Annotated in this window: 13 protein-coding genes, 1 tRNA gene and 2 CRISPR repeat arrays; of the genes, 3 read left to right on the plus strand and 11 right to left on the minus strand. The window is 47.0% G+C overall.

The window, feature by feature from the left end:
- Window positions 1–167: 167 nt before the first annotated feature.
- The 3 genes from D0S45_19600 to D0S45_19610 are packed head-to-tail and all read right to left on the minus strand — an operon-like array spanning window position 168 to window position 7,681.
- Complete coding sequence (locus tag D0S45_19600; GenBank protein ID TIH11675.1) at window positions 168–4,070, minus strand: efflux RND transporter permease subunit; 3,903 nt, start codon at window positions 4,068–4,070, stop codon at window positions 168–170.
- 15 nt (window positions 4,071–4,085) lie between these two features.
- The gene (locus D0S45_19605; GenBank protein ID TIH11676.1) at window positions 4,086–6,290 is read right to left on the minus strand and encodes an efflux RND transporter periplasmic adaptor subunit; all 2,205 of its coding nucleotides are present in this window, start codon (window positions 6,288–6,290) and stop codon (window positions 4,086–4,088) included.
- Between the two features lie 11 nt (window positions 6,291–6,301).
- Window positions 6,302–7,681 (minus strand): TolC family protein, encoded by a 1,380-nt coding sequence (locus D0S45_19610; GenBank protein TIH11677.1) that lies wholly within the window; start codon window positions 7,679–7,681, stop codon window positions 6,302–6,304.
- Between the two features lie 502 nt (window positions 7,682–8,183).
- On the opposite strand from D0S45_19610, the gene D0S45_19615 reads away from it, so the two are divergent.
- Together D0S45_19615 and D0S45_19620 are read left to right on the plus strand one after the other, a co-directional pair.
- The gene (locus tag D0S45_19615; GenBank protein TIH11678.1) at window positions 8,184–10,316 is read left to right on the plus strand and encodes a HAMP domain-containing protein; all 2,133 of its coding nucleotides are present in this window, start codon (window positions 8,184–8,186) and stop codon (window positions 10,314–10,316) included.
- A 1-nt stretch (window position 10,317) separates the two neighbouring features.
- A complete protein-coding gene (locus tag D0S45_19620) occupies window positions 10,318–10,779 on the plus strand; it encodes a hypothetical protein (GenBank protein TIH11679.1) in 462 nt (153 codons plus the stop codon).
- A 66-nt stretch (window positions 10,780–10,845) separates the two neighbouring features.
- On the opposite strand, the gene D0S45_19625 is transcribed toward D0S45_19620, so the two are convergent.
- The 4 genes from D0S45_19625 to D0S45_19640 form a co-directional block, all read right to left on the minus strand.
- Window positions 10,846–11,922, minus strand: a complete 1,077-nt coding sequence (locus D0S45_19625) for an ABC transporter ATP-binding protein (GenBank protein TIH11680.1) — start codon at window positions 11,920–11,922, stop codon at window positions 10,846–10,848.
- A gap of 8 nt (window positions 11,923–11,930) precedes the next feature.
- Window positions 11,931–13,592, minus strand: a complete 1,662-nt coding sequence (locus D0S45_19630) for an iron ABC transporter permease (protein ID TIH11681.1) — start codon at window positions 13,590–13,592, stop codon at window positions 11,931–11,933.
- Between the two features lie 4 nt (window positions 13,593–13,596).
- Window positions 13,597–14,598 (minus strand): extracellular solute-binding protein, encoded by a 1,002-nt coding sequence (locus D0S45_19635; GenBank protein TIH11682.1) that lies wholly within the window; start codon window positions 14,596–14,598, stop codon window positions 13,597–13,599.
- Between the two features lie 612 nt (window positions 14,599–15,210).
- Window positions 15,211–15,284 (minus strand) — tRNA-Lys (locus tag D0S45_19640).
- A 96-nt stretch (window positions 15,285–15,380) separates the two neighbouring features.
- On the opposite strand from D0S45_19640, the gene D0S45_19645 reads away from it, so the two are divergent.
- A complete protein-coding gene (locus D0S45_19645) occupies window positions 15,381–16,643 on the plus strand; it encodes a site-specific integrase (GenBank protein TIH11683.1) in 1,263 nt (420 codons plus the stop codon).
- 60 nt (window positions 16,644–16,703) lie between these two features.
- Window positions 16,704–17,087: a CRISPR direct-repeat array (repeat unit 36 nt; unit sequence GTTTCAATCCGCTGTCATTATGCGGAATCGTTCAAC).
- 13 nt (window positions 17,088–17,100) lie between these two features.
- Here D0S45_19645 and D0S45_19650 read toward each other — a convergent pair.
- From D0S45_19650 to D0S45_19665, 4 genes are all read right to left on the minus strand, one after another.
- Entirely contained in the window at window positions 17,101–18,144 is a 1,044-nt protein-coding gene (locus tag D0S45_19650; GenBank protein ID TIH11684.1) for a CRISPR system precrRNA processing endoribonuclease RAMP protein Cas6, read from the minus strand.
- Between the two features lie 3 nt (window positions 18,145–18,147).
- Window positions 18,148–18,395: direct repeats of the CRISPR family, unit length 35 nt; unit sequence GTCTTAATGCCTCAATTGGCGAAGCCCATTTAGAC.
- A 311-nt stretch (window positions 18,396–18,706) separates the two neighbouring features.
- On the minus strand, window positions 18,707–19,735 hold the full coding sequence (gene cas1 / locus D0S45_19655; protein ID TIH11685.1) for a CRISPR-associated endonuclease Cas1: 1,029 nt from the start codon (window positions 19,733–19,735) through the stop codon (window positions 18,707–18,709).
- Window positions 19,736–19,893: 158 nt separating this feature from the next.
- Window positions 19,894–21,252: a hypothetical protein gene (locus tag D0S45_19660; GenBank protein ID TIH11686.1), complete on the minus strand. Its 1,359-nt coding sequence runs from the start codon at window positions 21,250–21,252 to the stop codon at window positions 19,894–19,896.
- 839 nt (window positions 21,253–22,091) lie between these two features.
- Window positions 22,092–22,985: a CRISPR system precrRNA processing endoribonuclease RAMP protein Cas6 gene (locus tag D0S45_19665; protein ID TIH11687.1), complete on the minus strand. Its 894-nt coding sequence runs from the start codon at window positions 22,983–22,985 to the stop codon at window positions 22,092–22,094.
- Between the last annotated feature and the right edge of the window lie 544 nt (window positions 22,986–23,529).

Below are 23,529 nucleotides of genomic sequence, written 5' to 3' on the forward strand. Positions count from 1 at the left end.
CTATCTTGAAATTTTTTATAACAGGAAACGCAGACATGCTGGGATCGGCTATGTCTCACCGGAGCGATTTGAGCAGGACTATTACCATAAACAACAACTAGCTGCTTAACCTAAAAATGGGGTGTCCGTTTTTTGTGTAGCATTTCATCTAATTAATTGATTCTCGGCTAAATTTTACTCCACAACTTCATCTCCTCAACCCCACAATAAAGCACAGGCACCACAAATACGGTCAGTATTGCGATAGTCATGCCGCCGAATGAGGGAATCGCCATGGGTACCATGATGTCCGATCCTCGGCCTGTTGAGGTCAGGATTGGCAACAGGGCGAGGATGGTTGTGGCGGATGTCATCAGGGCGGGACGGATTCTACGTTGCGCTCCGTAAATGATTGCCTGTCTGATTTCGACTACTGATTCCATTTTGCGGCCTTTCTTACTTTCATCAAGGTAGGTCGCCATGATGACTCCGTCGTCGGAGGCAATACCGAACAGGGCCAGAAAGCCGACCCAGATGGCAACACTCAGGTTGATGGGGCTGACCTGAAAAAGTTCACGCATATCTGTGCCGAACATGGTGAAGTCCATGAACCATGGTTGCCCGTAGAGCCAGACCATGAGGAAGCCGCCGGACCATGCCACGAAGATTCCTGAAAAGACCATCAGAGTGGTGGCGATGGATTTGAATTGCAGATAAAGAATCAGCACGATGAAAAGCAGGGCCAGTGGCAGGATCACCGCCAACTTCTTCTGGGCCCGGATTTGATTTTCATAGCTTCCGGCAAATTCGTATGACACTCCAGCCGGAATGATTAATTCACCCGATTTGATTTTGGATTCCAGAAAGCTCTGGGCCTGTTCGACCACATCGACCTCGGCAAATCCGGGACGTTTATCAAAAAGCACGTAGCCGACGAGGAAGGTGTCCTCACTCTTGATAACCTGCGGGCCACGCACGTATTTGATCTCGGCAAGCTGGCTGAGGGGAATTTGTTCTCCGCCAGAAGCACTGACCAGAATATTGTTTATGGCGTCTATGTTATCCCGCAGTTCTCGCAGGTAGCGCACCCGCACCGGGTAACGCTCACGCCCCTCAACTGTGGTGGTGACCACCTTACCGCCCACTGCTATTTCAATCACATCCTGTACCTGTGAAAGCATAACTCCGTGCCTTGCAATGGCCTCACGGTCGATAATGATTTCAAGGTAAGGCTTGCCCACAATGCGATCAGCTATGACAGCTTCAGGCTGAACCGATCCGACCTGTTTGAGCAGTCTTTCAAGATCAAGGGCCACCTTTTCCAGAGTTTGCAGATCAGGTCCTTTGACCTTGATGCCCATGGGCGCACGCATACCGGATTGAAGCATGACTATGCGGGCCGCAATGGGTTGCAGTTTCGGGGCGGAGGTCACGCCGGGAACCTCTGCGGCCTTGACGATTTCATCCCAGATATCGTTGGGTGATTTGATGCCCTTCCATGCTTTACGGTCCGGGTTCAGGCCGGGGTTAAGTGCCGGACGCCAAATTCTATAAGGTTTGCCATCTGGATCAGGGATTAATTTACCGTTGTCATCGCGTTCAAAGTAGCCCTGAACGAGATAGGGATAGCCATCATTGGCAGGGACCAGCTTGCCACCAATATTGCGAAAAAAGTCATTCTGATCAGGATCGAATTTAAAGCGCAACCGCTCCCCGGATTGATCCACCAGATACTCTGACTTGTAATTAATGACCGTTTCGATCATGGAGATGGGGGCCGGATCAAGAGGTGTTTCTGCGCGCCCAAGCTTACCCACGGCAGAATCAACTTCCGGGATGGATTGGATCATCATGTCCTGTTTGCGCAGTACATCCATGGCCTCTCCGATTGAAGCATGAGGCATGGTTGTGGGCATGAACAGGAATGCACCTTCATCAAGATCGGGCATGAATTCCTTACCCAATCCGGGAAAAACGTGAGCCAGGTTTACATAGGGTGATGAGGATTTGATGGAGTCCGGTAAGAATCCTGTAAGATTGGCGAACCCGAGCCAGATGGAAAGTCCCAGCGTAACAACGATAGTAGGGAGGCTTAAAAAAAGAAGTTTGTGGTTTAGGCACCAACCGAGCATGCGGGGATATCCACGACGGAACAGGTAGAAGAAAAGCATCAGACCGCCGATGATTAGAGCAACGAACAGGTAGTTGTTGCTCATCCCTTTTTCAGGTCCCAATGGCAACCATGATTTGGTCAGCACATAGGCCACCATCAGAACTATGATCCATGTCTCAGCATAGTTTGCGTATTTGTGGAATTTTTCGGGGACAAAAGGAAGTGCGAGATGTTTTATACCAACGTAGATGAAGAACAGTCCGGCCCACCATTTGAGCAGCATGGAAACAGCGATCCCGCAGAGCAGGTAAAGTCCGGCTGTAATGTATGTACGCCTGCTCTTAAGAAATTTCTTTCGGGTAGTGAAAAGCAGTTCAGCCATGGGAGGCAAGATGGTCAGGGCTACGATAATCGAAGCCAACAAGGCGAAAGTTTTGGTGTAGGCCAGCGGTTTGAAAAGCTTACCTTCTGCCCCATCCATGGCGAAAACGGGCATGAAGCTGACTATAGTCGTGGCAACAGCGGTCATTACTGCGCTACCCACTTCAGCTGTGCCTTCATAAACAAGTTTTAACCTGCTTACGCCTTCTTTGCCCTGTTCAATCTTTTTGAGGATATTCTCGCAGATGATTATGCCCATATCGACCATGGTCCCGATGGCGATGGCGATTCCTGAAAGCGCGACAATATTCGCATCAACCTTGAAAACCCGCATGCCAATGAAGCACATAAGTACCGCAAGGGGCAGCAGCGAGGAGATGAGTAGTGAACTCTTAAGATGAATAACCGCGATAAGCACCACAATGATGGTGATCAGAATTTCCTCGGTCAGAGCAGTGTTGAGGGTTCCAAGGGTTTCATGGATCAACCCGGAGCGGTCATAAAAGGGAACGATTGTCAGCTTGCTTTCAGTACCATCAGGCAATATTTTTGAAGGCAGCCCCGGTGAAATGTCTTTGATCTTGTCCTTGATATTTTCAATGACCTTTAGCGGGTTTTCCCCGTAGCGGACAACAGCCACACCACCCACAACTTCCGCACCGCCTTTATCCAAGGCACCACGGCGTAAGGCTGGACCTTCGGTTACGCGGGCTACATCGCGTACGTAGATGGGGATGTTGTTGACCACTTTGACTACCGAACTTTCAATGTCGGACAGTTCTTTGATAAAACCGATGCCGCGGATAACGTATTCTGCGTTGTTTATTTCAATGGTCCGTGCGCCCACATCGAGGTTGGACATTTTTACTGCCCGGTAGACGTCGTTGAGCGTCACCTTGGCAGCACGCATAGCGTTCGGGTCAACATCAATCTGGTACTCTTTGACGAAACCGCCCACAGAAGCCACTTCACTGACCCCGTCAGCCGAAAGCAAGGCATAGCGGACGTACCAATCCTGTACGGATCGCAGTTCATCGAGGTCCCACCCACCGGAGGGATTGCCCTGCGGATCGCGCCCTTCGATTGTGTACCAATAGACTTGTCCCAGCGCGGTTGCGTCCGGGCCGAGGGCTGGCTTCACATTGGCTGGCAACGTTCCGGCAGGCAGGCTGTTTAATTTCTCAATGAGCCGGGAACGCGACCAATAGAAATCTACATCCTCATTAAAGATGACGTAAATGGTGGAGAAACCGAACATGGAGTAGCTGCGGACCGTCTTTACTCCGGGAATTCCGAGCAGAGCGACAGTAAGCGGATAGCTGATCTGGTCTTCCACATCCTGCGGTGACCGGCCCATCCACTGGGTAAAAATGATCTGCTGATTCTCACCAATATCCGGAATGGCATCCACCGGAACCGGAGAGCGGTCAATTCCGTCTATGTCCCAGTTGAAAGGAGCAGTGAAGATTCCGCCGCCGATGACCATAAGCAGCACAATTGCCACGATGAGCTTTTGCTCAAGGCAGAAAAGAATGGTCTTTTCAGTGAAAGACTTCGGTTCGGGATGGTCCATATCTTGAGTGCTATTTTCGCTCATATCGTTTTCCAAACCTTATTCCCCGGCCTTGAGCTGGCGTTCCACTTCCCCGCATTGAAGCATGGCTTCACCAAAGTAGGGATTGCGGATGTCCTCGTCAGATTGCAGCCACTTGGCTCCTTTGAAATCAAATGCCATGGGGCAGGATATTTCATACACGGGTTTGGCGGACTTGATGCCAAGCTTTTCCACCGCGTCGATCATGCCGTAGGAAAGCGGTTCCAGTCCGGCTCGAACTCCGACAATATCCTTGGCGTTACGGATGGCGGACATGCCGTCATTGATGTTTTTAAGCGCATCCATCCAGACTTTATGAGCATCAGCGGATAGGGATGTGTGGTCGATTTTTTTCAGTTCTTCCGCCATGAGTGCTGCCTGTTTCTGGGCGTTTCGCAGGTTGTCGGCTGCGAGAGCTTCACTGAAAGCGGAATAGGATATGAAGACTTTACCGAGTTGTACTTGGAAGGCTTCTGGGGCTTCTGATCTGTTTGCTGAATTTGCAGCAAGTGCAGATACTCCAAAGGCTGTATTCAGACGTTTGAAATGATTTTCCGCCTCAGCTGTGATTGATTTAAGCCTGCGCGCATCGTTTACCCCGCTGCCAAGCACAGCATCGTTTCTGAGCAGCATGGAAAGCTCTTTCCATATAAGGGATGCGTCCCCTTTAAGGCCGGAGCTGTCTATTTTTCCAAGACTGTCAAAGAAAGTGGAAAATTGTTTGCGGCTGTTCTCAAGGTCACCCGATTTAGCGGTTTCCATGAGTGAATCGAATTTCTTTTTCAGGAAGACCAGCTTTGATGCAAATATGGGTGGCAGAGTGTGGTTCGGCTTATCTGCCTGTTTCATGTTTTCCATGGCATCAGAATCATCTCCGTGGTCATGAGTAATGGGCTTCACGCCACTTTCAGGATTCATCATGCTGGGCTTGGCAATGATTTGGATGGCACTGTCTATTTTGAAGTTACCTTTGGTGACGACCTCTTCACCTTCATTAAGCCCGTACTTAACAACGTAAAAGTTCCCGGCCTTGGGACCGAGCACTATCTCACGCCCTTCGAAAACGCCTTCCTTTCCGGGCACGGCAATGTAAACCACTGCCCGTTTACCGGTTATAAGCGGAGCCGAGGCAGGGATTACCAATTCTTTCTCAGCTTGTTTTTCTTCCTTGTTTACCGCCCGGACAAACATTCCCGGCTTGAGCTTCAGTCCCTTGTTGGGGACTTCCAGACGGACTCTGACAGTGCGTGTTTTTTCATTAACCATCGGGTCTATGTAGACAACTTTTCCTTCAAAATTTTTACCGGGGTAAGCCTCAGTGCTGAAAGTCATTTTCATGCCCATTTTGATCCACGGGAGATCGGATTCATAGGCTTCAAGGATTACCCAGACCCGTGAGAGATCGGCAATGGTGTAGATCGGGGTTCCTGTTTTGACGTAAACACCCTCGACCACATCCTTTTTGATAACGATACCGCTCATGGGCGAGTAGAGGGTGATGTGTTCGGCAGCTTTTCCGCGTTTAACTATGTTTGCTATCTGGCTTTTGGAAAGTCCCAGCAAGCGCAGTTTTTCCCGAGCAGCCTGCTCGGTGCGGACGGCGGTGTCCTTAACCACTTTCAAGGAGCTGCCTCTCAAGGCTGATTTGGCTTTGACGGACTGAATCAGTTCTGCCTGTGCGGTAAGCAATTCCGGGCTGTAAATGGAAGCCGTAGCTTGTCCTTTGCGTACCGAGCTTCCAGTATAATCGATGTAAAGTTTATCAATGCGTCCCCCTGTCCATGCGGTGATGGTCCCAATGCGGGTTTCATCATAATCAACTTTGCCCATCATACGGGTTTCGACATTTACGCTCTGTCTTTCTACCGGGGTAGTAGCTATTCCGGCGAGCTTACGGGCGGATGAGGTCAGACTGATCTGGCGCAGGCTGATTGCCTCATCGCCAGACTTGCCGCCTTTTTCAAGCGGGATAAGATCCATAAAGCACAAGGGGCATTTGCCCGGTTCCGGCAACTGGATTTGAGGATGCATAGAGCAGGTCCAGACCACTTCTCCGGTTTCAGTTACCGTGGCTTCAAGGCCGTGCTCTGCGTGTTCTGCAACAACGGCCTTTTCAGTGTGCTTCCCTTCAGAACCTGAGAAGAAATAGCCTGCTGCAAAGGCGATAATGGCAACAAGGGTGACTGGGATCAGGACTTTTTTGATATCCGTAAATTTGCTCATGGTAAGTCCGTTTAATTCTTTTCAGGGATAGAAATTTTTGATTGCGGTAAAGTCTGCCCGTGGATGGTGCAGGGAATTTCCCGACCGACCAGATATTCGATTGTAGCTACCCGCTTGGCCTGCTCTGCCAAAGCCTGAAAATAGGCCAGCTGAAATTCAATTAGGGTCCGCTCTGCATCAATCAGGTCACTTGAAGTAGCCGTGCCGGACTGAAAGGCTTCAATGGAAACGCCAAGGGATTGTTCAGCTTTTGGTGTCAGGTTATCCCGGTAAAGGCTGACTTTGCGGATGGCATCCTGATATTTGTAGATTTCCAATTCCAGATCAGCAGTCAGGTTGCGTTCGAGGCCAGCCCTTTTGCGGGAAGCTGATTTGACCTTGTTTTCAGCTTCACTTAACTGCGCATCCTGCTTGTTCATCCAGATAGGCAGATTCACGGACATTCCGGTGACTATCGGGTCGCGGTCTTCGTTAGTTACATTGGGAGTTCTTGATTCGCCTGTTTGGATGTATTCAACGCCGAAAGTGAAGTCTGGGTAATAATCCTTTTTAGCCAGCTCTACCGATATCTTTTCTCTATCAACAGAATGATCCAGCTCTCTTAAGCGTGGGTTCCCGTTCTTGAAATCATTTTTCAATTCATCAGAAGACATGCCTATTTCCATCACTGGGATTGATTTGGGAAAAGGTAGTGTCTGGTCGTCTACCCTGTTCATGGCCGCGAGGAGTTTTGCCACTGTCGGTCCTTTACGTTCTTCCAGTGAGCGCAAACGCTCTTCAAGTTTACCCAGCTCGACCTGTGTCTTGATTACCCCGTCGTAAGCTCCGGCTCCGGTGGAATAGCGGGCGCGGGCCACGCTTTCGAGGTATTTCATCAGTTCAATATTTTCACGGGTGATGCGGATAGCCTGTGCGAGGTAGGCATAATCGTAATAGATTTTCTTTACTTCGCTGAATATTTTAAGCTTAAGATTATCAAACTTGGCCTTCTTGATGTCAGCATCGCGCAGGGCCTGTTCTCCTTTGAGGTCGAGCTTGCCGAACCATGGCAGGGCCTGGCTTAATCCGTATTTGAATTCCTGCGGTCCGGTGCGTGTTTCCACGGGCTGGATAAACCATGCAAAACTGAATCTGGGGTCAGGCAGGCTGGAGACACTGGCTTCCCGCTGCAACGCCGCTTTCCAGTTATAAAAAGCAGCGTACAGGTCATCGTTATTGCGGGCTGCATCCACAAGGTAGGTGCTTAATTCTTTGAGTTCATCATGGGTGGCGTGAATACTCTGCGTGCTGTTCGTTGTTGTATTCTGTGCGAAGACCGGGATGGATTGGATGAAGATGAACGCGCTGAAAAGAATTATGAGCATATATTTTGTAATGGAAGCTTGAGCCATGAAATTCTCCCGTTAAGAAAGCCGGAATGGAGGATGTTTAACATTGAGCAATTACTATTCCATGCTAATGGTTGTAATGAATACTGTACATTAAGAATCAGTATAATTCATCAGTTCCGGCTAGGCTTTTTGCTTTTAACCCTGTTTGTGCAATATCTGTCTGTGTATAATCAATAATTATAGCTTGTTGAGAGTGAAGGTTGCACGCTTTTTTGCACATGTTTGTGCTTTAACTGTCGATAAAACCATACTAAAAAGGTATAGTAATTTTCAAGTGGTCAGTTTAAATCAGATAATGTGCAATTATTTTCACATGAAAGTGCTGTAAGTTCCTATTTTTCGGATGCGTTTAACGATAACGCTTTGAAATAAAGACTTAATCTGATGATGGAATGTAATGTGAAAAAATAAGTCATAGCTCTGGGAGTATAGCTGTAAAAAGTGTATTCTGGATGCTGCTGTATTTCCGAGTCAAAGAGAATCCCACTATGAAGGTCGTTACATGAAGATACGTTTTAAACTGCTCCTACTTTTGCTCACGGTATCCATACTTCCCCTAGTTCTTGTTCAGGCCGGGGTGCTTGATTCCTTGCGTTCACTTTCCGATGACATTGGAGGGGAGGTTCGCAGGGAACTGGTCAGTAAAAGCAGTGTAGAGCTCAAAAGGCTCGTGGAAGACCATGCCCGTGTTTTGTCCAAGCAACGCAGGATCGTAGAACTTAATTTGCAGCAGATTTCAGCCGAGCTTTCCGCATGGATTGAAGACGGCAATGAGTTCAGTCTTCCTGAAGTGTTTTTGGGCAGCGATTCCGGGCAGGGAGATGTTGAGCGGTTGGAAAAAAAGTATGAACAGCGCGACCAAACCATGATGCATGGATCATATGTCTTGGATTTTGATTCGGTTCGTTACTCTGCGGGCGGTGTTTCTGATCAGAGTGCAATGCTGCCCTATGGGACATCGATTGCTGTACTGCCGTTGCTGAAAGCTGTGGAGTTGAAAAATTCTGAACTGACCCTGTGGATCAGGGCAGTGTTTAGTTCCGGGGAAAGTCTTGTTTACCCGGCAACAACCGGAATGAGGATGAACATGCATAAGACCGTTCCGGTTATTAATGAAAGTCCTGTTCCAACTTGGTCGCTTCCCCAGAAGGATATTCTAACCGGACGGACTATTCTTACAGCCTCATTGGGAATCTTTGTAGATAAAAAGGCTGTTGGCAGCATTTCTATTGATGTTCCCCTTGATACTCTCCTGCACGGCTATAACCATCTTGATGTATTTTCGCATAATATTGATTCCCTGCTGGTCCGTCTTGAACCAAACGGCAATGGAACTAGCGGAGTTGAAGTGGTGGCAAAAGAAGTGACTGCTTCCAGCCGCAAAAGTATGATGCATATGTGGGAACCCCCTTCCACTCAGATGCTTCTTTCTTCTACAGACGCAACCCTGTTCTCCAGATTCCGCAACTTTTTAGAGAACGGTAAGTCTGGTGTTCTGAGCATGCCTTATAATGGACGCGACAGTCTCTGGGCTTTTTCCGCCCCGGATAAGCGCGGCGTTTCCTTGGTTTTGATACTTCCCCACGATGATGTTGTTGCCCCGGCAGACAAGGCAAAATCTTATGTTCAACTTGCTATAAATGATCAGTTTCTTCGTACGGTAATTGTCCTGATTGCTGTTTTGTTGTTGGTCTCCATCCTCGCGTTCATGTTATCCAGGCGATTTACTGAAAATATTTTGATCCTTGCGCGGGGAGTCAAACGTATTGCCTCCGGTGATTTTTCTGCCCGTGTTGAAGTTGCCGGGGAGGATGAGGTGGGCGAACTGGCCCGTGATTTCAACTCAATGGCTCCGGCGCTTAGGGAGCATATTGAAATCAAGAGTGCTCTTGATGTGGCTATGGAGGTCCAGACTAATTTGCTCCCGCAATATCCGCCTCACATGAAAGGATACGATATTTATGGTGAAAGCAGGTATTGTGATGAATTAGGTGGTGACTACTTCGACTATATCCGGCCTGACCGGGATGGCGAGAACATCCGTTTTGCCATCGGTGATGTGAGTGGACATGGCGTTCCGGCGGCTATGCTTATGGGGTCTGTGCGAGGCTATTTGCGAGCACGGACACTCAGCGGCGGACAATTGGGCGAGATCATCACCGATGTGAACAGGCTTGTGGCGCAGGATACTTACAAGACAGGTCAATTCATGACCATGCTCATGGTCGAGCTTGATCCCGCTAAAAGTGAATTGCGCTGGGTCCGGGCTGGGCATGAACCGGCACTTATCTTCGATCCATCAAAGAATGATTTTACCCGCCTTGAGGGCGAGGGGATTGTTCTCGGGGCTTTTGATGATGTTGAATATTCCGATAATTGCTGTGCAGACCTTGAAGAGAGGCAGATTCTTGTTCTCGGTACTGACGGCATCTGGGAAGCATCCAATAAGGATGGAGAATTTTTCGGTAAGGAAAGGCTGTGGGATTTAATCAATTTGAAGAAAAATTCTTCAGCACAGTCTATTGTATCCGGTATTTTTGCTGCTGTTCAGGATTTTACCGGAAGAAGTAAGCAGGAAGATGATCTGACCGTGGTGGTCATAAAAAAAGAAAACAACACGCCAGAGGAGTTGTAACATGAAGAAGATTACTAACATCAGTGCAATAGTGGCCCTTATTCTCGTAATGTCCAGCGCAGTATTTGCTATGGATATGGACCATTCCGGTCACGGCAAGGGCAAAATGAAAGGCTCCATGCATGACGGTATCGCTATGATGGAAAAAGGGTTGGCCCATATGAAACACGGGGCAAAACTCATGCATGATCCCGCCACCATGAAAGACGGTATGGGGATGATGAACAAGGAAATGATGCCCATGCATAACGGCATGAAAATGATCGAAAAAGGAGCCGAGGGCGGCAAGCATCACTCCATGGTCAAAGGCTCAATGGGCCACGCCAACAAGGGCATGATGGAAATGATGAAAGGTATGGGACTGGTCAAGAAAGGCGACGACAAAGGCTTTCAGATGATGGACAGCGGCCTTGAGAAGATGGAGAAGTCCCTTGAGGAAGTGAAGGGAATGTCGGGTATGTAGCTCTCCGTTGATTGCTTAAGGATTGAAGAGGCTGCCTTCAGGTTATGGAAGGTAGCCTTTTTCTATTTACACTGGACAGTGCTGCCCTTCATTCAAACTGCTGTCTGCGGGAAAAAGGACTAGATCTTCCACTTCCTGATAGATCCCGATGCGCTGCCCTACGGCATGTTGGTGGTGGCTGGGAACCAGCGAAAGAATCTCTTCGTCATTATTAAGCTTGAGCTTGTAAAGAATGTTCGGACCACGGAATGTTTTGGAAATAATTTCTGCGCTGTAAGGACTGTCGTCATCATGAGTAACGTCTTCGGGACGAATGAGCAGCTTCGCCTGTGTGCCGGATTCAAGACTCGACTTGATATCTGATTGCAACTCACCCAAAGCACATTTGAGGGTGTTGCCCGAGACAATGGTTGCATTAATAAATACCCCTTCGCCCACAAATCCGGCTACCACCGGATTGCTCGGGTGATGGTAGATGGAATGGGGAGTATCCCATTGCTGCATGCTGCCGCAGGAAAGCACGCCGACCTTGTCCGCCATGGCAAAGGCTTCATTCTGGTTGTGGGTAACCATCAATGCCGTGATGGAACGGGATTTTAAAATTTCCCTGATCTCAGTGGACAGGGTTTCCCGCAGGGCTACATCCAGATTGGAAAAAGGTTCGTCCATAAGAAGCAACTTCGGTTCCGGTGCAAGGGCCCGTGCAAGGGCGACCCGCTGTTGCTGGCCTCCTGAAAGTTCATGAGGATATTTGGTTCCTGCTCCGTCTAGTTCTACTGTTTTTAGAAGTTCTGAAATTCGTCTCGCTTTCTTGTCTGAGGCCAAATCTTGTATGCCGAACCCGATATTTTCATTGACGGTAAGATGGGGAAACAGGGCGTAATCCTGAAATACCATGCCGATGTTTCGTTTTTCCGGGGGAACGTTTTTTGGGCCAGCCACCACTTGCCCGGCTATGGATATTGATCCTGCTGCAATATTCTCAAAGCCCGCTATGGCTCTCAATAAAGTGGTTTTGCCACACCCGCTGGGACCGAGTAGGCAGCCTATCTCCCCCTCTTCAAGAGAGAAGGTGGCGTTTTTAACCGCATGGAATTCGTCGTAAAATTTATCTATATTTCTTATTTCAAGTAGAGCTGTCATTAGGACTCCTATTTATCCATTTGTCTGGTCAGCAGCATTACCGGAAGCAGGCCGACAAGAATTAGAATAATGGCCGGAACTGCCGCAAGTTCCCATTCCCCTTCGGAAGTGTATTCATAGATTTTCACCGCTAAAGTATCCCAGCCGAAGGGACGCATCATCAGGGTGATAGGCATTTCCTTCATTACATCCACCAGCACAAGGATAGCCCCGGTGAGCAAGCCCTTCCTGAGCATGGGGATGTAGATCCTGCGCAGCATGCTTATCCCGGTTGCCCCCAGGGTACGGGCGGCTTCGCCGATTGATGGAGTTATGCGTTGGATGGCACTGTCTACTGCCCCGAATCCGGCAGCAAGAAAACGAATTCCATATGCCGCAATCATCAGGCCTAGCGAACCTTGAATCATGTTGCTTGTGTCGATTCCAGTGGGTTTGAACAGAGTGGCTAGGGTGCTGTCCAGCCAAGCCGCAGGGATAAAGATGCCCACCGCAAGTACGGTTCCGGGCAGAGCATATCCGAGTGTGGCGATACGGGTAGACCAGTTCATCATCGGGCCGGGATCGTTTCTTTTGGCAAATGAAAGGGCTAGCGCGGCAGCAGTTGTAATCACGGCTCCGGCAAGTCCCAGTAGCAGAGTGTTTAAACCGTATTCAATGTATCTTGCCAGATCGGTTTCTATGGCTTCGAACCCCCATTGCATAAGTTTGATGCACGGCAGGACAAAAGCAAGAAAGAACACCAGTGAGCAACTTGAAAAGGCCAGCCATTTCCACGATCCGGATAGCTTGAGCCGTTCGGTTATATTGCTGCGTCCGGCTTCAGTGTAGCGCATTCTTGAACGCATTTTTTGTTCGGCCACCAGAGCAGTGAGGACGATGATTGCAAGTATTGAGGATAGCTGGGCCGCGCTTTCAAGGGAAAACATGCCGAACCATGCTTTATAGATGGCGTTGGTAAAGGTGTCGTAGTTGAAAATGGAAACCGCGCCGAAATCCGCAAGGCTCTCCATACAGACCAGCACCAGTCCGGCGGCGATAAATGGGCGGGCCATGGGCAGGGCGACTCTAAAGAATGCTCTCGCCGGAGAAAGTCCTAGTGTCCTTGCCGCTTCAATGGCTGTGCGCCCTTGAGTCATGAACGCGCTGCGGCTCATGAGATAGACGTAGGGGTAGAAGGCAAGGGAAAGTATTAGCGAAACCCCACCGAAGTTGCGGATGTCGATGAATCCCATGGATGGAAAAATAGACCTGATCAATGATTGAACAGGTCCGGTGAAATCGAAAATTCCAAGATAAACAAAGGCAAAAACATACGGCGGTATGGCAAAAGGCAGGACCAAAGCCCATGAGAAAAATTTTCGGCCGGGAAATTCACAGGCCCCGGTCAACCAGCCCAGTCCTACTCCACTGATGGCGGTCAGAGGAATGATGCAGAGAAGCAACAGGACAGTGTTTATGGCTAAAGTACCCAGCACATTTTCAGCTAAATGTGACCATATTTCCTGACTGGGTGAAAGCAGGAAACTGAGAATGACCAGCAACGGAGCAGCGGCAACAAGCGCAAGTGCTCCGGCAAGGGCGAACCATGCCGGAGACTTGATGCGAATGTTATTCCGCCGGGGTGTTGGAGGTGTTCCCCCGGCGGGTTTGTGAGTAATCTCTTGAGTCATATTTTTATTTGTATCCGGCGCGATCCATAAGCTTGATTGCTTCAGCCTGATATTCACCGTACTTGGAGACATTCATGGGATTGCCCTTGAACTCTCCCCATGCGGCTACAACAGGATCGGGCTTAACTTCTGGGTTAACGGGATATTCCATGTTCAGGGAAGCGAACTTGCCCTGTGCTTTTTCAGAGGAAAGCCACTCAAGCAGTTTAAGGGCTTCTTCCTTATGCTTGGCATGGGCGGTAACTCCTGCACCGGAAACGTTCATATGCACACCGCTGGTTTTCTGGTTGGGCCAGAAAATAGCGAGGGGCAGATCGGGGTTCTTTTTGAGCAACCGACCGAAGTAGTAGGTATTGACCACAGCTACATCACCCACTCCGGCTACAACAGCTTCAAGGGTTTTGGTGTCGCTGGAGAAAGGAGCAACAGGCATATTGTTAACCCATGACTTTACGATCTCTTCGGTTTCAGCTTCGCCTTTTTCCGCAATGAAGGATGCTACGAGGGACTGATTGTACACCTTTTTGGAAGTTCTGAGCAAGAGGCGTCCTTTCCATTTGGCATCACCGAGCGCTTCGTAGGTGCTGAGTTCGTTCGGATCAACTTTGTCTTTATTGTAAACGATTGTGCGAGCACGCACGGAAAGTCCGGCCCAACGGTTTTCCGGGTCACGCAGGTGGGCGGGCACGTTCTTCTCAAGGGTTGCGGATTTTACCGGGGCCAGCACGCCTTCGTTGGCTGCGTGCCAGAGGTTACCTGCGTCAACGGTAATGAAAAGATCTGCCGGAGTGTTTGCGCCTTCAGCCTTGATGCGTTCAAGCAGGGCTCCGGCCTTTCCAGTGATGTATTTCACCTTAACACCGGTTTCCGCAGTGTAGGCATCAAAAAGAGGTTTGATGAGGTGCTCTTTGCGTGCAGAGTAGACAACTACTTCAGAAGCAAATGCTGCTGTAGACCATGCCGTGACCATAATTGCTGTGATAGCAAGGGTAATCAGTTTTTTCATTATTTCTCTCCCTGGAGTGTTTTTTGTGTGAGTTTGAAATTGAATCTCAATAACAGATAATGACGGTATGGAATTATGTCAAGATAGGCGAGTAAGTGGTCGCTTTTGGTGCGTTTTGTTTTATATTCAGTATGTTGTGGTGTTTTTTCTTGTTTGGATTAATCCAGATTTAGTAAAAAACATACTAAAATAGTATGATTTTTTAAGCTCTGGACTGACTAACAATCTGAAATTTTGAATAAAATATTATAAAAAATAATTTCAGCTAGTGATGTTTGGTTCATTTCACTAATTCAAGGGTGTCTGCACATAGCTTCACTGATAAATTAAAAAAAGTTTGTCCTAAATAGTTATGAATTAACTGAATGCCCAAAAAAAAGAACCTCAAACCGAGGTTCGAGGTCTTTGCTAATTTAACGCTGACAGTTTTGAAAATCCAGCCAGTCTCATCTAAAAATAATTATTTCATTCTCCCTCAAAACCCATTTAAACTTTCTTAGACAAAAAGTCTGCCCATTTAAAAAAATTTTCTTTTTCCCAAAACCGAGAGAGATCAAAAAAACAAAAAGTAAAAGGGTGCTAGACTATTCGTCTAACACCCTGTATTTACTGTGGTAGGCCACCAAGGACTTGAACCTTGAACCAACGGATTAAGAGTCCATTTTTATTCAATAGACATATGTCCCTGAGCGTCCCTATGCGTTGTATTTAAAGGCTTTCTTTTTTATAAATGTCCCTGAACGTCCCTTGAAAGTTGCGAAAACCGGGAGTATACCGGGAGAATGAACAAAGCGCGTACCACGACAGAATGGAAGAAAGTAAACAGCACTAGAGGCGTTCGTTACTATGAGCATGCTACTCGAAAATATAAAGGTAATCCAGATAGATATTACTCCGTCCGCTGGTATCGCCAAGGCACAACCTTAGAAGAAGGAATCGGCTGGTCTTCAGAAGGATGGAAGGTTGCCGAGATAGCCGACATCAGACACAAGCTCCAACAGAATTACAAGTCTGGGGAAGGCCCCACCACATTTGCTGCGCTCAAAGAACAGCACGCCCAAAAGAAAGCTGAAGCTAAAGCGAACGAAGCCAAAGAGCAGATCAAAGAAATCACCTTCCGAGAGTTCTTTGAACAATACTATACCCCTTGGAAGCGCGACCGCAAAAAAAGAAAGACATGGACGGACGATGTAAAAAGGGCCGACAAACGCATCCATCCATTCCTTGGAGATTTTCCCCTCTCAGCCATTACTCCGGATCTCCTTCAGGAGTTCATGGACTCCCTTTACGATGACGAGCTGGCCGATGCGACAGTACTCCATCACATGGCCATCATTCGATCTGTATACAACCGCGCGGCCGCAACCATAGTTAAAGACGTCGTAGTCTTCTCAGGCCAATCCCCTCTTGAGCAAATAGACCTACCCCAAATCGGCAATCAGAATCAAAGAGAACGTTTCCTCACCAAGGAAGAAGCGAAGCTGATAATTTCCACGACATTAAAGAAAGTAGAATTAGCTGAGAGAAATCTATGGCGACAAAGCTGGCAGGATCTGCATGACGCAATTCAATTATCCCTGCATACAGGAATGAGGCTTGGCGAAATCCAGCGTGTAGAATGGCACGATGTGAATTTTTATGGGAAATCGCTAACAGTGAGACTCATCAGCAACGGACAAAAGCCGGGAGGGACTATCCCTCTCAATTCAGTAGCTCTTGATGTGCTCATGCGCCGGAAGGAAGAATCTACCGATGCGCTGATCTTCCCTCCCCTTTCCGGGGGCAAGAAGAAAGAAAACCTTTCAAAACAATTCAAGGTCGTTGTAGACGAATTAGAGTTAAATAAATTTGCTACAGCCAAAAGTCAGCGAATAGTATTCCACAGCCTGCGCCACACTTTCGCATCATGGCTGGCAATTGTCGGCGTTGATATTTACCGGATCAAGACCCTCATGCGGCATAAGACTATTAATATGACCATGCGGTATGCTCATTTGAGCCCTGATTTTTCTCAGGGGGCTGTGGAGTTGTTGACTGAGGATTAATTTCTTTTTTCCCAAAAGATCAGACTAAAGAAAGCCGTCCTATTAAGGGCGGCTTTCTCATTTTCAATCCGCTGTCATTGTGCGGAATCGTTCAACGAAGGATTAAGGCAGATATGTACAATTTTTCAACGTTTCAATCCGCTGTCATTATGCGGAATCGTTCAACTGAAGTGATCGGGTAAAATATGAGTAGAAAAGAGAGTTTCAATCCGCTGTCATTGTGCGGAATCGTTCAACTGTTATTCTATTCTTCAAGCCTTATATGTTGATGTTTCAATCCGCTGTCATTATGCGGAATCGTTCAACATATGGAGTGGGCGTATCCTGAGTTTGAGATGACGTTTCAATCCGCTGTCATTATGCGGAATCGTTCAACCTGGTATAAACTTACCATCATCGGTTTCTTAGGTTTCAATCCGCTGTCATTATGCGGAATAAAGATATCCCCATTTTATACTTATTTCAAGCAATGCACGGAAAAATTACCTAAGCCGTGAGAGGTTTTACTGCCTATGTGGATCAGGCTGCCGCCGTAAAGTATCGGCAGGTATTCCCCCGGCACTCCATAGCAGCGCACCAGCCCGGCCATGCCAGAAAGATCGATTCCAACGCCCTGCCTTTCGGAATAGCGTCCGGCCTGCACAGAGTGCAGCTTTGGAGCGGAGCGAATGTTCTCGGCCATTTTCCAGAACTCAGAGGAGAAACGGCCCATTGATCCGGTATGATACCAACGGTTGATGCTCCGCAACCGATTAACCGAGCGGCTGACAAGCTCATGAAAAGTCGTACTGCTAGAACTATCCCCACCTCTGATCTGGAGCGGCGTATTAAAGCGGATCTCAATATCATATTTTCCATCAGGCTCCATTCCGACCAAGCCTCCGGCAGTATAGACCTCAATGGAAGCCCCGGCCTCATAATCCAGCGGGGCGCACTCCCCGGAAGGCCGGATTATTTCCACACCTGCGAACTCAAAAGGCAAACGCGGCTCAAGTCCATTTTGCTTCCACCATGCGGAACCGACTTCAGGAAAATAAAGCTCATCCAGCACCTCGCACAAAGCCGGCACAATGAACCGCACCAGCTCCACCCCATTGCCGAAAATATTCAAGTCCAGCCTGCACGGCTGTTTTCCCTTTTGCTCCGGGCCGTTCTCTGCCAACTGAAAAACAAAGGGAGGCGAAATATCATTCACTTTGCCCCGAATCTCAAAGGTAGGCATAAAAAAACGGGGATAAAGACACCCCGTTCCCTCCGGGCAATCCGCACAAACCCGGTTGCGAAAATCAGCATAACCAAACGCATAGCAGGAACGCTTCTTCAGCAGTAGCCCCAGCCGAGAACGTACCCGGCTGACCAGCAATGAATAATTGCCGTCCGCCTCGCGCACGGAAAAAGGCCAGCCAGCCGGACTTTTAAAATGCAACCGAAAACGGCGCATCTCCGTGCCTAGTACCGGACTATAAGATTCTATGTGCATAGCGTTTGAGTCTAATTTCATATGTATTGTTAATGCCTCAATTGGCGAAGCCCATTTAGACCGGCACATTCATCGCAGGACAGCGGATTCGGATTTAGTCTTAATGCCTCAATTGGCGAAGCCCATTTAGACTTATCCCGTGCGTCACACTCCTCACCCCTCAAAAGTCTTAATGCCTCAATTGGCGAAGCCCATTTAGACTCAAGGGCAGTATTGCACTTGGAGCGTTTACAATTGGTCTTAATGCCTCAATTGGCGAAGCCCATTTAGACAGCACCCTCTGGGAGCCCTTTAACCATGCGGGTTAAGAAGGGCAAAAACGCTGGCGACTGATTTTGAGCTTTTTTTCGACTTTTTTACACCTGAAAAACGGCCTAAAATGGGCTTCAACCCCTTGAATTCACTAACTTACGCTAGCGATTATTTTTCACTTTACACAAAATAGCTGTTTTTAACAAGAATCCTGAACAGTTACAAAAAACACAGTTCAAAATCGAAATCACTCAAGTATTTTGGCTATCTTTCTGAAAAGAAAACACGCTATCTCCCCTTAATATTAATACTTCTACTAAATATCTGAAGCTTATTTTCTAATTCTCAAAGATTTATACTCATTACCTTTAAGGATAGCCTTTTTATAAAAATTTACCTGTCGCATTATTGTGCTGCGGCAGACAGCACTCTCCAGCGATGTAAACGAGTACGGAAGCATGATCCGTTTCTCAAAATGTTTGGTAATCTTTTTCAATAGCTCATATTTAATTAAGCAGGGCGTCGAACCATCTGTAAAATTGCTATTAAAATGCTCTGGTCGCACTTCCCGTCTATGAATCAAAGAAATTACCAACGAATCCACAATAAACCTGAATTCTTCCTGCATGTCCGAAGCTAGGGCGTGGTGCCTGCCATACTGCGCATGCATAAAACCGATCTGCGGATTAAGCCCCACAACCTGTAATGCGGTAGAGACATGGTTATGAAGCAAGGTATACCCGTATGACAAAAGCGCATTCAACGGATCAGGGGACGGATGCTTTTTACGACCAATAAAACACATCCAATCCGGCATGGATACAATGAAGGAATCAAAATACAACCTTGCGCCGGTGCCTTCCAACCCTCGTATTTCATCCACAGAATTTGAAACCAAAGCCCTATCTCGCAATTCATAGACCGTTTTAACTTGATCGGAATGCTCCTTCAGACTTTTCCGCATCAACAAAGCACAATTATGCAGCTTCGCGGAAACAGTTTCACGCGCCATCTGCAAACAAAATTCGTCATTGCACTGCGCTGTTGCCTGCTTAGTCCATAAATGCCAATGCCCTTTATTGTTTCCCACTGAAAGCTGCAACAAACCGTTACGCCTGCAAAAGTATGTAGGTACTTTTTTCTGGGAAAGGGCGATAACTGTAGGCATTGTTATACGCGGCCTCCCGACTACTACAACATGGGAAACAGCCTTCAGAGGCAAAGTTTGTAAATAGGATGAATCATCAGAAGCCAAGCGGATTGCCTGCCCTTCCAAATTAATACTGATCTTACAAAAACAAAAAGCAAGCTTCGCAATTAAGCAAAGCTTGTTTCTGTGTCGAACTTCAAATGCCCCAATTGGCGAAGACCATTTAGACTAATTGGCGTTGTTCGTATCCGGTTCTACGGAAGCGTCTTAATGCCTCAATTGGCGAAGCCCATTTAGACCTGCCAGCGAGGGCACAACCCAGCGGATCAGCCTCGGTCTTAATGCCTCAATTGGCGAAGCCCACCGCATTATCCCGGTACACCTCCCCTTCTGAACCTTCTTCTGACAGCAAGAAACAGAAGAGCAACTTGCCCCAGTATGAGTAACTGCATGTATACATAAGCAAAAAAAGCCATATCTGAAACTTCCTTTGAGTATACATTCTTATCTAGCAAAACCAATGAAACGGCCTTGCGTAGGGCATGCCAATAATCAACACCTGAATCTATCCTCATTACTACAACAGGACAAATACCAAAAAGGAGAAAGAAAAGCACAAAAGCAGCTCTCCCCCAAGAAGTTCCGTACATTGATGAAATCTTGTACAACCAGAAGGCGGGCTTTTCATAAAAACTAGCAAGTTTTGATTTAACGTACATTTCTGAACGGAAAAATTTCTCACTGCGCTCAGAATCTCGCACATCATCGTAATAGTTTACTAATTCTCCATACTGCTTTTTAACTGCTTCAAAACGCTCATTGGCACCATTAAGCACGACGCTTTCCAGTTCATCCTTCAGTAGGAGCCTTTCCTCCAACTCCCGCCACCTTACATTATAAAATCTGCATGCCTGAGACAAATCCACATATAGAAAGGAGACATTTTCCAAAGATAAATTCGAAAAGACTGCTTCTTTATTGAATTGAGAGCGAGTGAAGGAGACATCGTTCATCACTAAATCATAAAATTCCGCTTTGCCCCAAAACCTACTATTTGTCAGAAAAGCCTGTGTATGAAAGCCAGCCTGATGTCCCTTTTTTGTTCCCCTGAAAATAACATCGCCCTTAAAATCACAGTTCTGGATTTCAGTAGAATAGTAGCTCTTGTCTCCATCTATGGGTGGATCAAATGCAGTATTCTCAAAGCTGGCATATTTCGAAAACGTGCTCCCTTGAGCCATGAAATTGTAAACGGTCACACTTCCAAAATCTAATCTGCTATGAAAGTTTGAACCGACAATCTGCACCCCACGAAGAAAGACACTATTGCTAAAAGGAGCTCTGCAATAAATCTCCGAAGCATTTAAAGAAAAATCACCATGGACTTTCATATCAGCAAAAGAACACTCATTATGAAGCGAGAGCGTGTGGCACCTAAAATGGCCGAAAGACACAGCCCCACGAAGCAGTAGCCCGCCCAAATCAATTCTTTTCATAATCAGCGAATCAAAGATGAGATTCTGCATTGAAATTACACTGGAACTTTTGAAGTCGCTTAATACAACATCCGCGACATAGAACTTTGTCCCAAACTCATGAGAATCAAGCAAGTCTCGATGAAACTTATTCCACTCATCAATGCTGGGGCCTTCTGCTGCTAACATCAGCCTAGAAAAGTCACGACTAATATCAACTTTTTTATAGGCATCATCTTTCTTTAAATTCATCTTCTTAACCTATTTCAGCTACATAAACAAAAGCCCCCCAACTCTACAAAGAAGCGATGGGTCTTAATGCCTCAATTGGCGAAGCCCATTTAGACAGTTAAGGTTTCTTCACTTGTTAGAATTGGAGAGTCTTAATGCCTCAATTGGCGAAGCCCATTTAGACTCCCACTTCGGGAATGCTCAAGAATCGTCTTCGGTCTTAATGCCTCAATTGGCGGAGCCCATTTAGACTGACGTAATTATCTGGAAGTCAGGTAACGTCATTTTGTCATAATGCCCCAATTGGCGAAGACCTGCCATACACAGTAGATGCGACTCTGAAGTTTCAATGCCCCAATTGGCACCACCTAACATGCACATTTAAACAAACCAATGCCTTGGGAAACATATTACGTAAACATGTCTTAATGCCTCAATTGGCGAAGCACATTTAGACACAAAGCAGCAGATGCCCCTGCATTGTTAATGTATGCGTCTTAATACCTCAATTGGCCAAACCCATTTAGACTTAACCCTCGGGAAAGTCCAATGACTTCTAGGTACGTCTTAATGCCTCAATTGGCATGCCCATTTAAACACCAATATCGTTTCGCATGGCGTATGTCATTTAAGTCTTAATGCCTCAATTGGCCCCATTTAGACTTAACCCTCGGGAAAGTCCAATGACTTCTAGGTACGTCTTAATGCCTCAATTGGCATGCCCATTTAAACACCAATATCGTTTCGCATGGCGTATGTCATTTAAGTCTTAATGCCTCAATTGGCGAAGCCCATTTAGAGTCAAATTCCTTGATAAAAATCCCGAAGTAAAGTCTTAATGCCTCAATTAGCAAACACAACTAAACTGTACTCCCTAAAATATCAGGACGCAATTCAAACACCGGATTTTCAGCACCATGTAATACATAGTCCCCGCAGCCGTATGCCTTATTACCACCCACATGGATAAACTGCCCGTACCAAAGCAGAACACGCCATTCTTCCGGCACATTAGCAAAGGCGACATCTCCCAGCATTCCTTGAAGCTGTTTTCGCTTATGCTTATTGCCTGAAGCTTTATGATTACTCCAGATAGGGGTTTCAACCTTCACAAAATACTTGTGCGTAACTTCAACCCCGTCCAACGCGGGCATTTCATCGAAAGGCCCGAGCGGCGAAACCTTATTAACATTACTCCAAAGCTGCTTAAAAAAATGCTTTGCAACAAAACAGCGATTCCCCTGCAAAGGAAACCGCTCACTGTATTCATCAGGGCTGCGCATTTTTAAAGGAGACACAAACTGAAGTGTAACGGCCCCGCTCTGTATTCCAAGCTGCAATTCCCCAGAGCCATTACAAGCCAGTGCAACGGACAATTCATTCATCTTGAAATCAATAAAATTTCCACCGAATATAGGCGGACTATCTCCCCAGTAATCAAGACTGCGTTGCCCTATCTCAGTAAATCTTTCTGCCAACACAGCCATGCGCCCTGCCAGCACATCAGCATTATCGCCCATGCAATTAATACCGAAAGTATAAACCTCGCCCGCCAACATTTTAATACGGCCGAACTCGCAGACAACAGGAACCATTCCAACAGGTAAATTATGCGCATTATCCTTAGGGTCAGCATACTCCCCAAACAAAGCAGCAAGAATAAGCCCACGCACAGCATTACCGTGATAAACGGGGCATTCTACCGCACGGGTTAAGATAAAGGAAAAACGAAACTGGCGAACGGGGATATGCATGAGAACCTACCTGTAAATTAGCATTATCAAGAAGTTCGCACTCTATACCCTATATAAGATTGTCGCAATAGGTACAGGATATTACAAAAGCAAAAAACAAACTTAGCTGTCACGCAAAGCTTGTTTTTTAATGCCTCAATTGGCGGAGCCCATTTAGACTTTTATAAAAACTGTTCAATTCTGTAAAATTTTTGTCTTAATGCCTCAATTGGCGGAGCCCATTTAGACCATATCGAACTCAGGAAAAAGAATTTCCGCTCTCGTCTTAATGCCCCAATTGAGGGAACCAACTTGGACTAATACGTGGGGTCAGCAGCCCAGCGACGGCAATGTCTTAACACCCCCAACGTTTAGGATCATTTCGCATATCCCCAAGGAGGCCAATATGGATATCTTAATGCCTCAATTGGCGATGCCCATTTAGACTTTAAAGCTTTTATCAGAGCTTTTGAATGGAAAATGATGATGTCTTAATGCCTCAATTGGCGAAGCCCATTTAGACGAACTATTTATATTATACAACCAGATGTGTAAATAAGTCTTA

The sequence above is a fragment of the Marinifilum sp. JC120 genome (genome assembly GCA_004923195.1).
GTDB lineage: Bacteria > Desulfobacterota > Desulfovibrionia > Desulfovibrionales > Desulfovibrionaceae > Maridesulfovibrio.

Bases quoted from the DNA above. Each gene is read 5' to 3' on its own strand.
- D0S45_19660 (TIH11686.1), bottom strand. From the start codon at position 21,252: ATGAATTTAAAGAAAGATGATGCCTATAAAAAAGTTGATATTAGTCGT.
- D0S45_19645 (TIH11683.1), top strand. From the start codon at position 15,381: ATGAACAAAGCGCGTACCACGACAGAATGGAAGAAAGTAAACAGCACT.
- D0S45_19610 (TIH11677.1), bottom strand. From the start codon at position 7,681: ATGGCTCAAGCTTCCATTACAAAATATATGCTCATAATTCTTTTCAGC.
- D0S45_19620 (TIH11679.1), top strand. From the start codon at position 10,318: ATGAAGAAGATTACTAACATCAGTGCAATAGTGGCCCTTATTCTCGTA.
- D0S45_19600 (TIH11675.1), bottom strand. From the start codon at position 4,070: ATGAGCGAAAATAGCACTCAAGATATGGACCATCCCGAACCGAAGTCT.
- D0S45_19605 (TIH11676.1), bottom strand. From the start codon at position 6,290: ATGAGCAAATTTACGGATATCAAAAAAGTCCTGATCCCAGTCACCCTT.
- D0S45_19625 (TIH11680.1), bottom strand. From the start codon at position 11,922: ATGACAGCTCTACTTGAAATAAGAAATATAGATAAATTTTACGACGAA.
- D0S45_19615 (TIH11678.1), top strand. From the start codon at position 8,184: ATGAAGATACGTTTTAAACTGCTCCTACTTTTGCTCACGGTATCCATA.
- D0S45_19650 (TIH11684.1), bottom strand. From the start codon at position 18,144: ATGAAATTAGACTCAAACGCTATGCACATAGAATCTTATAGTCCGGTA.
- D0S45_19635 (TIH11682.1), bottom strand. From the start codon at position 14,598: ATGAAAAAACTGATTACCCTTGCTATCACAGCAATTATGGTCACGGCA.
- D0S45_19630 (TIH11681.1), bottom strand. From the start codon at position 13,592: ATGACTCAAGAGATTACTCACAAACCCGCCGGGGGAACACCTCCAACA.
- D0S45_19665 (TIH11687.1), bottom strand. From the start codon at position 22,985: ATGCATATCCCCGTTCGCCAGTTTCGTTTTTCCTTTATCTTAACCCGT.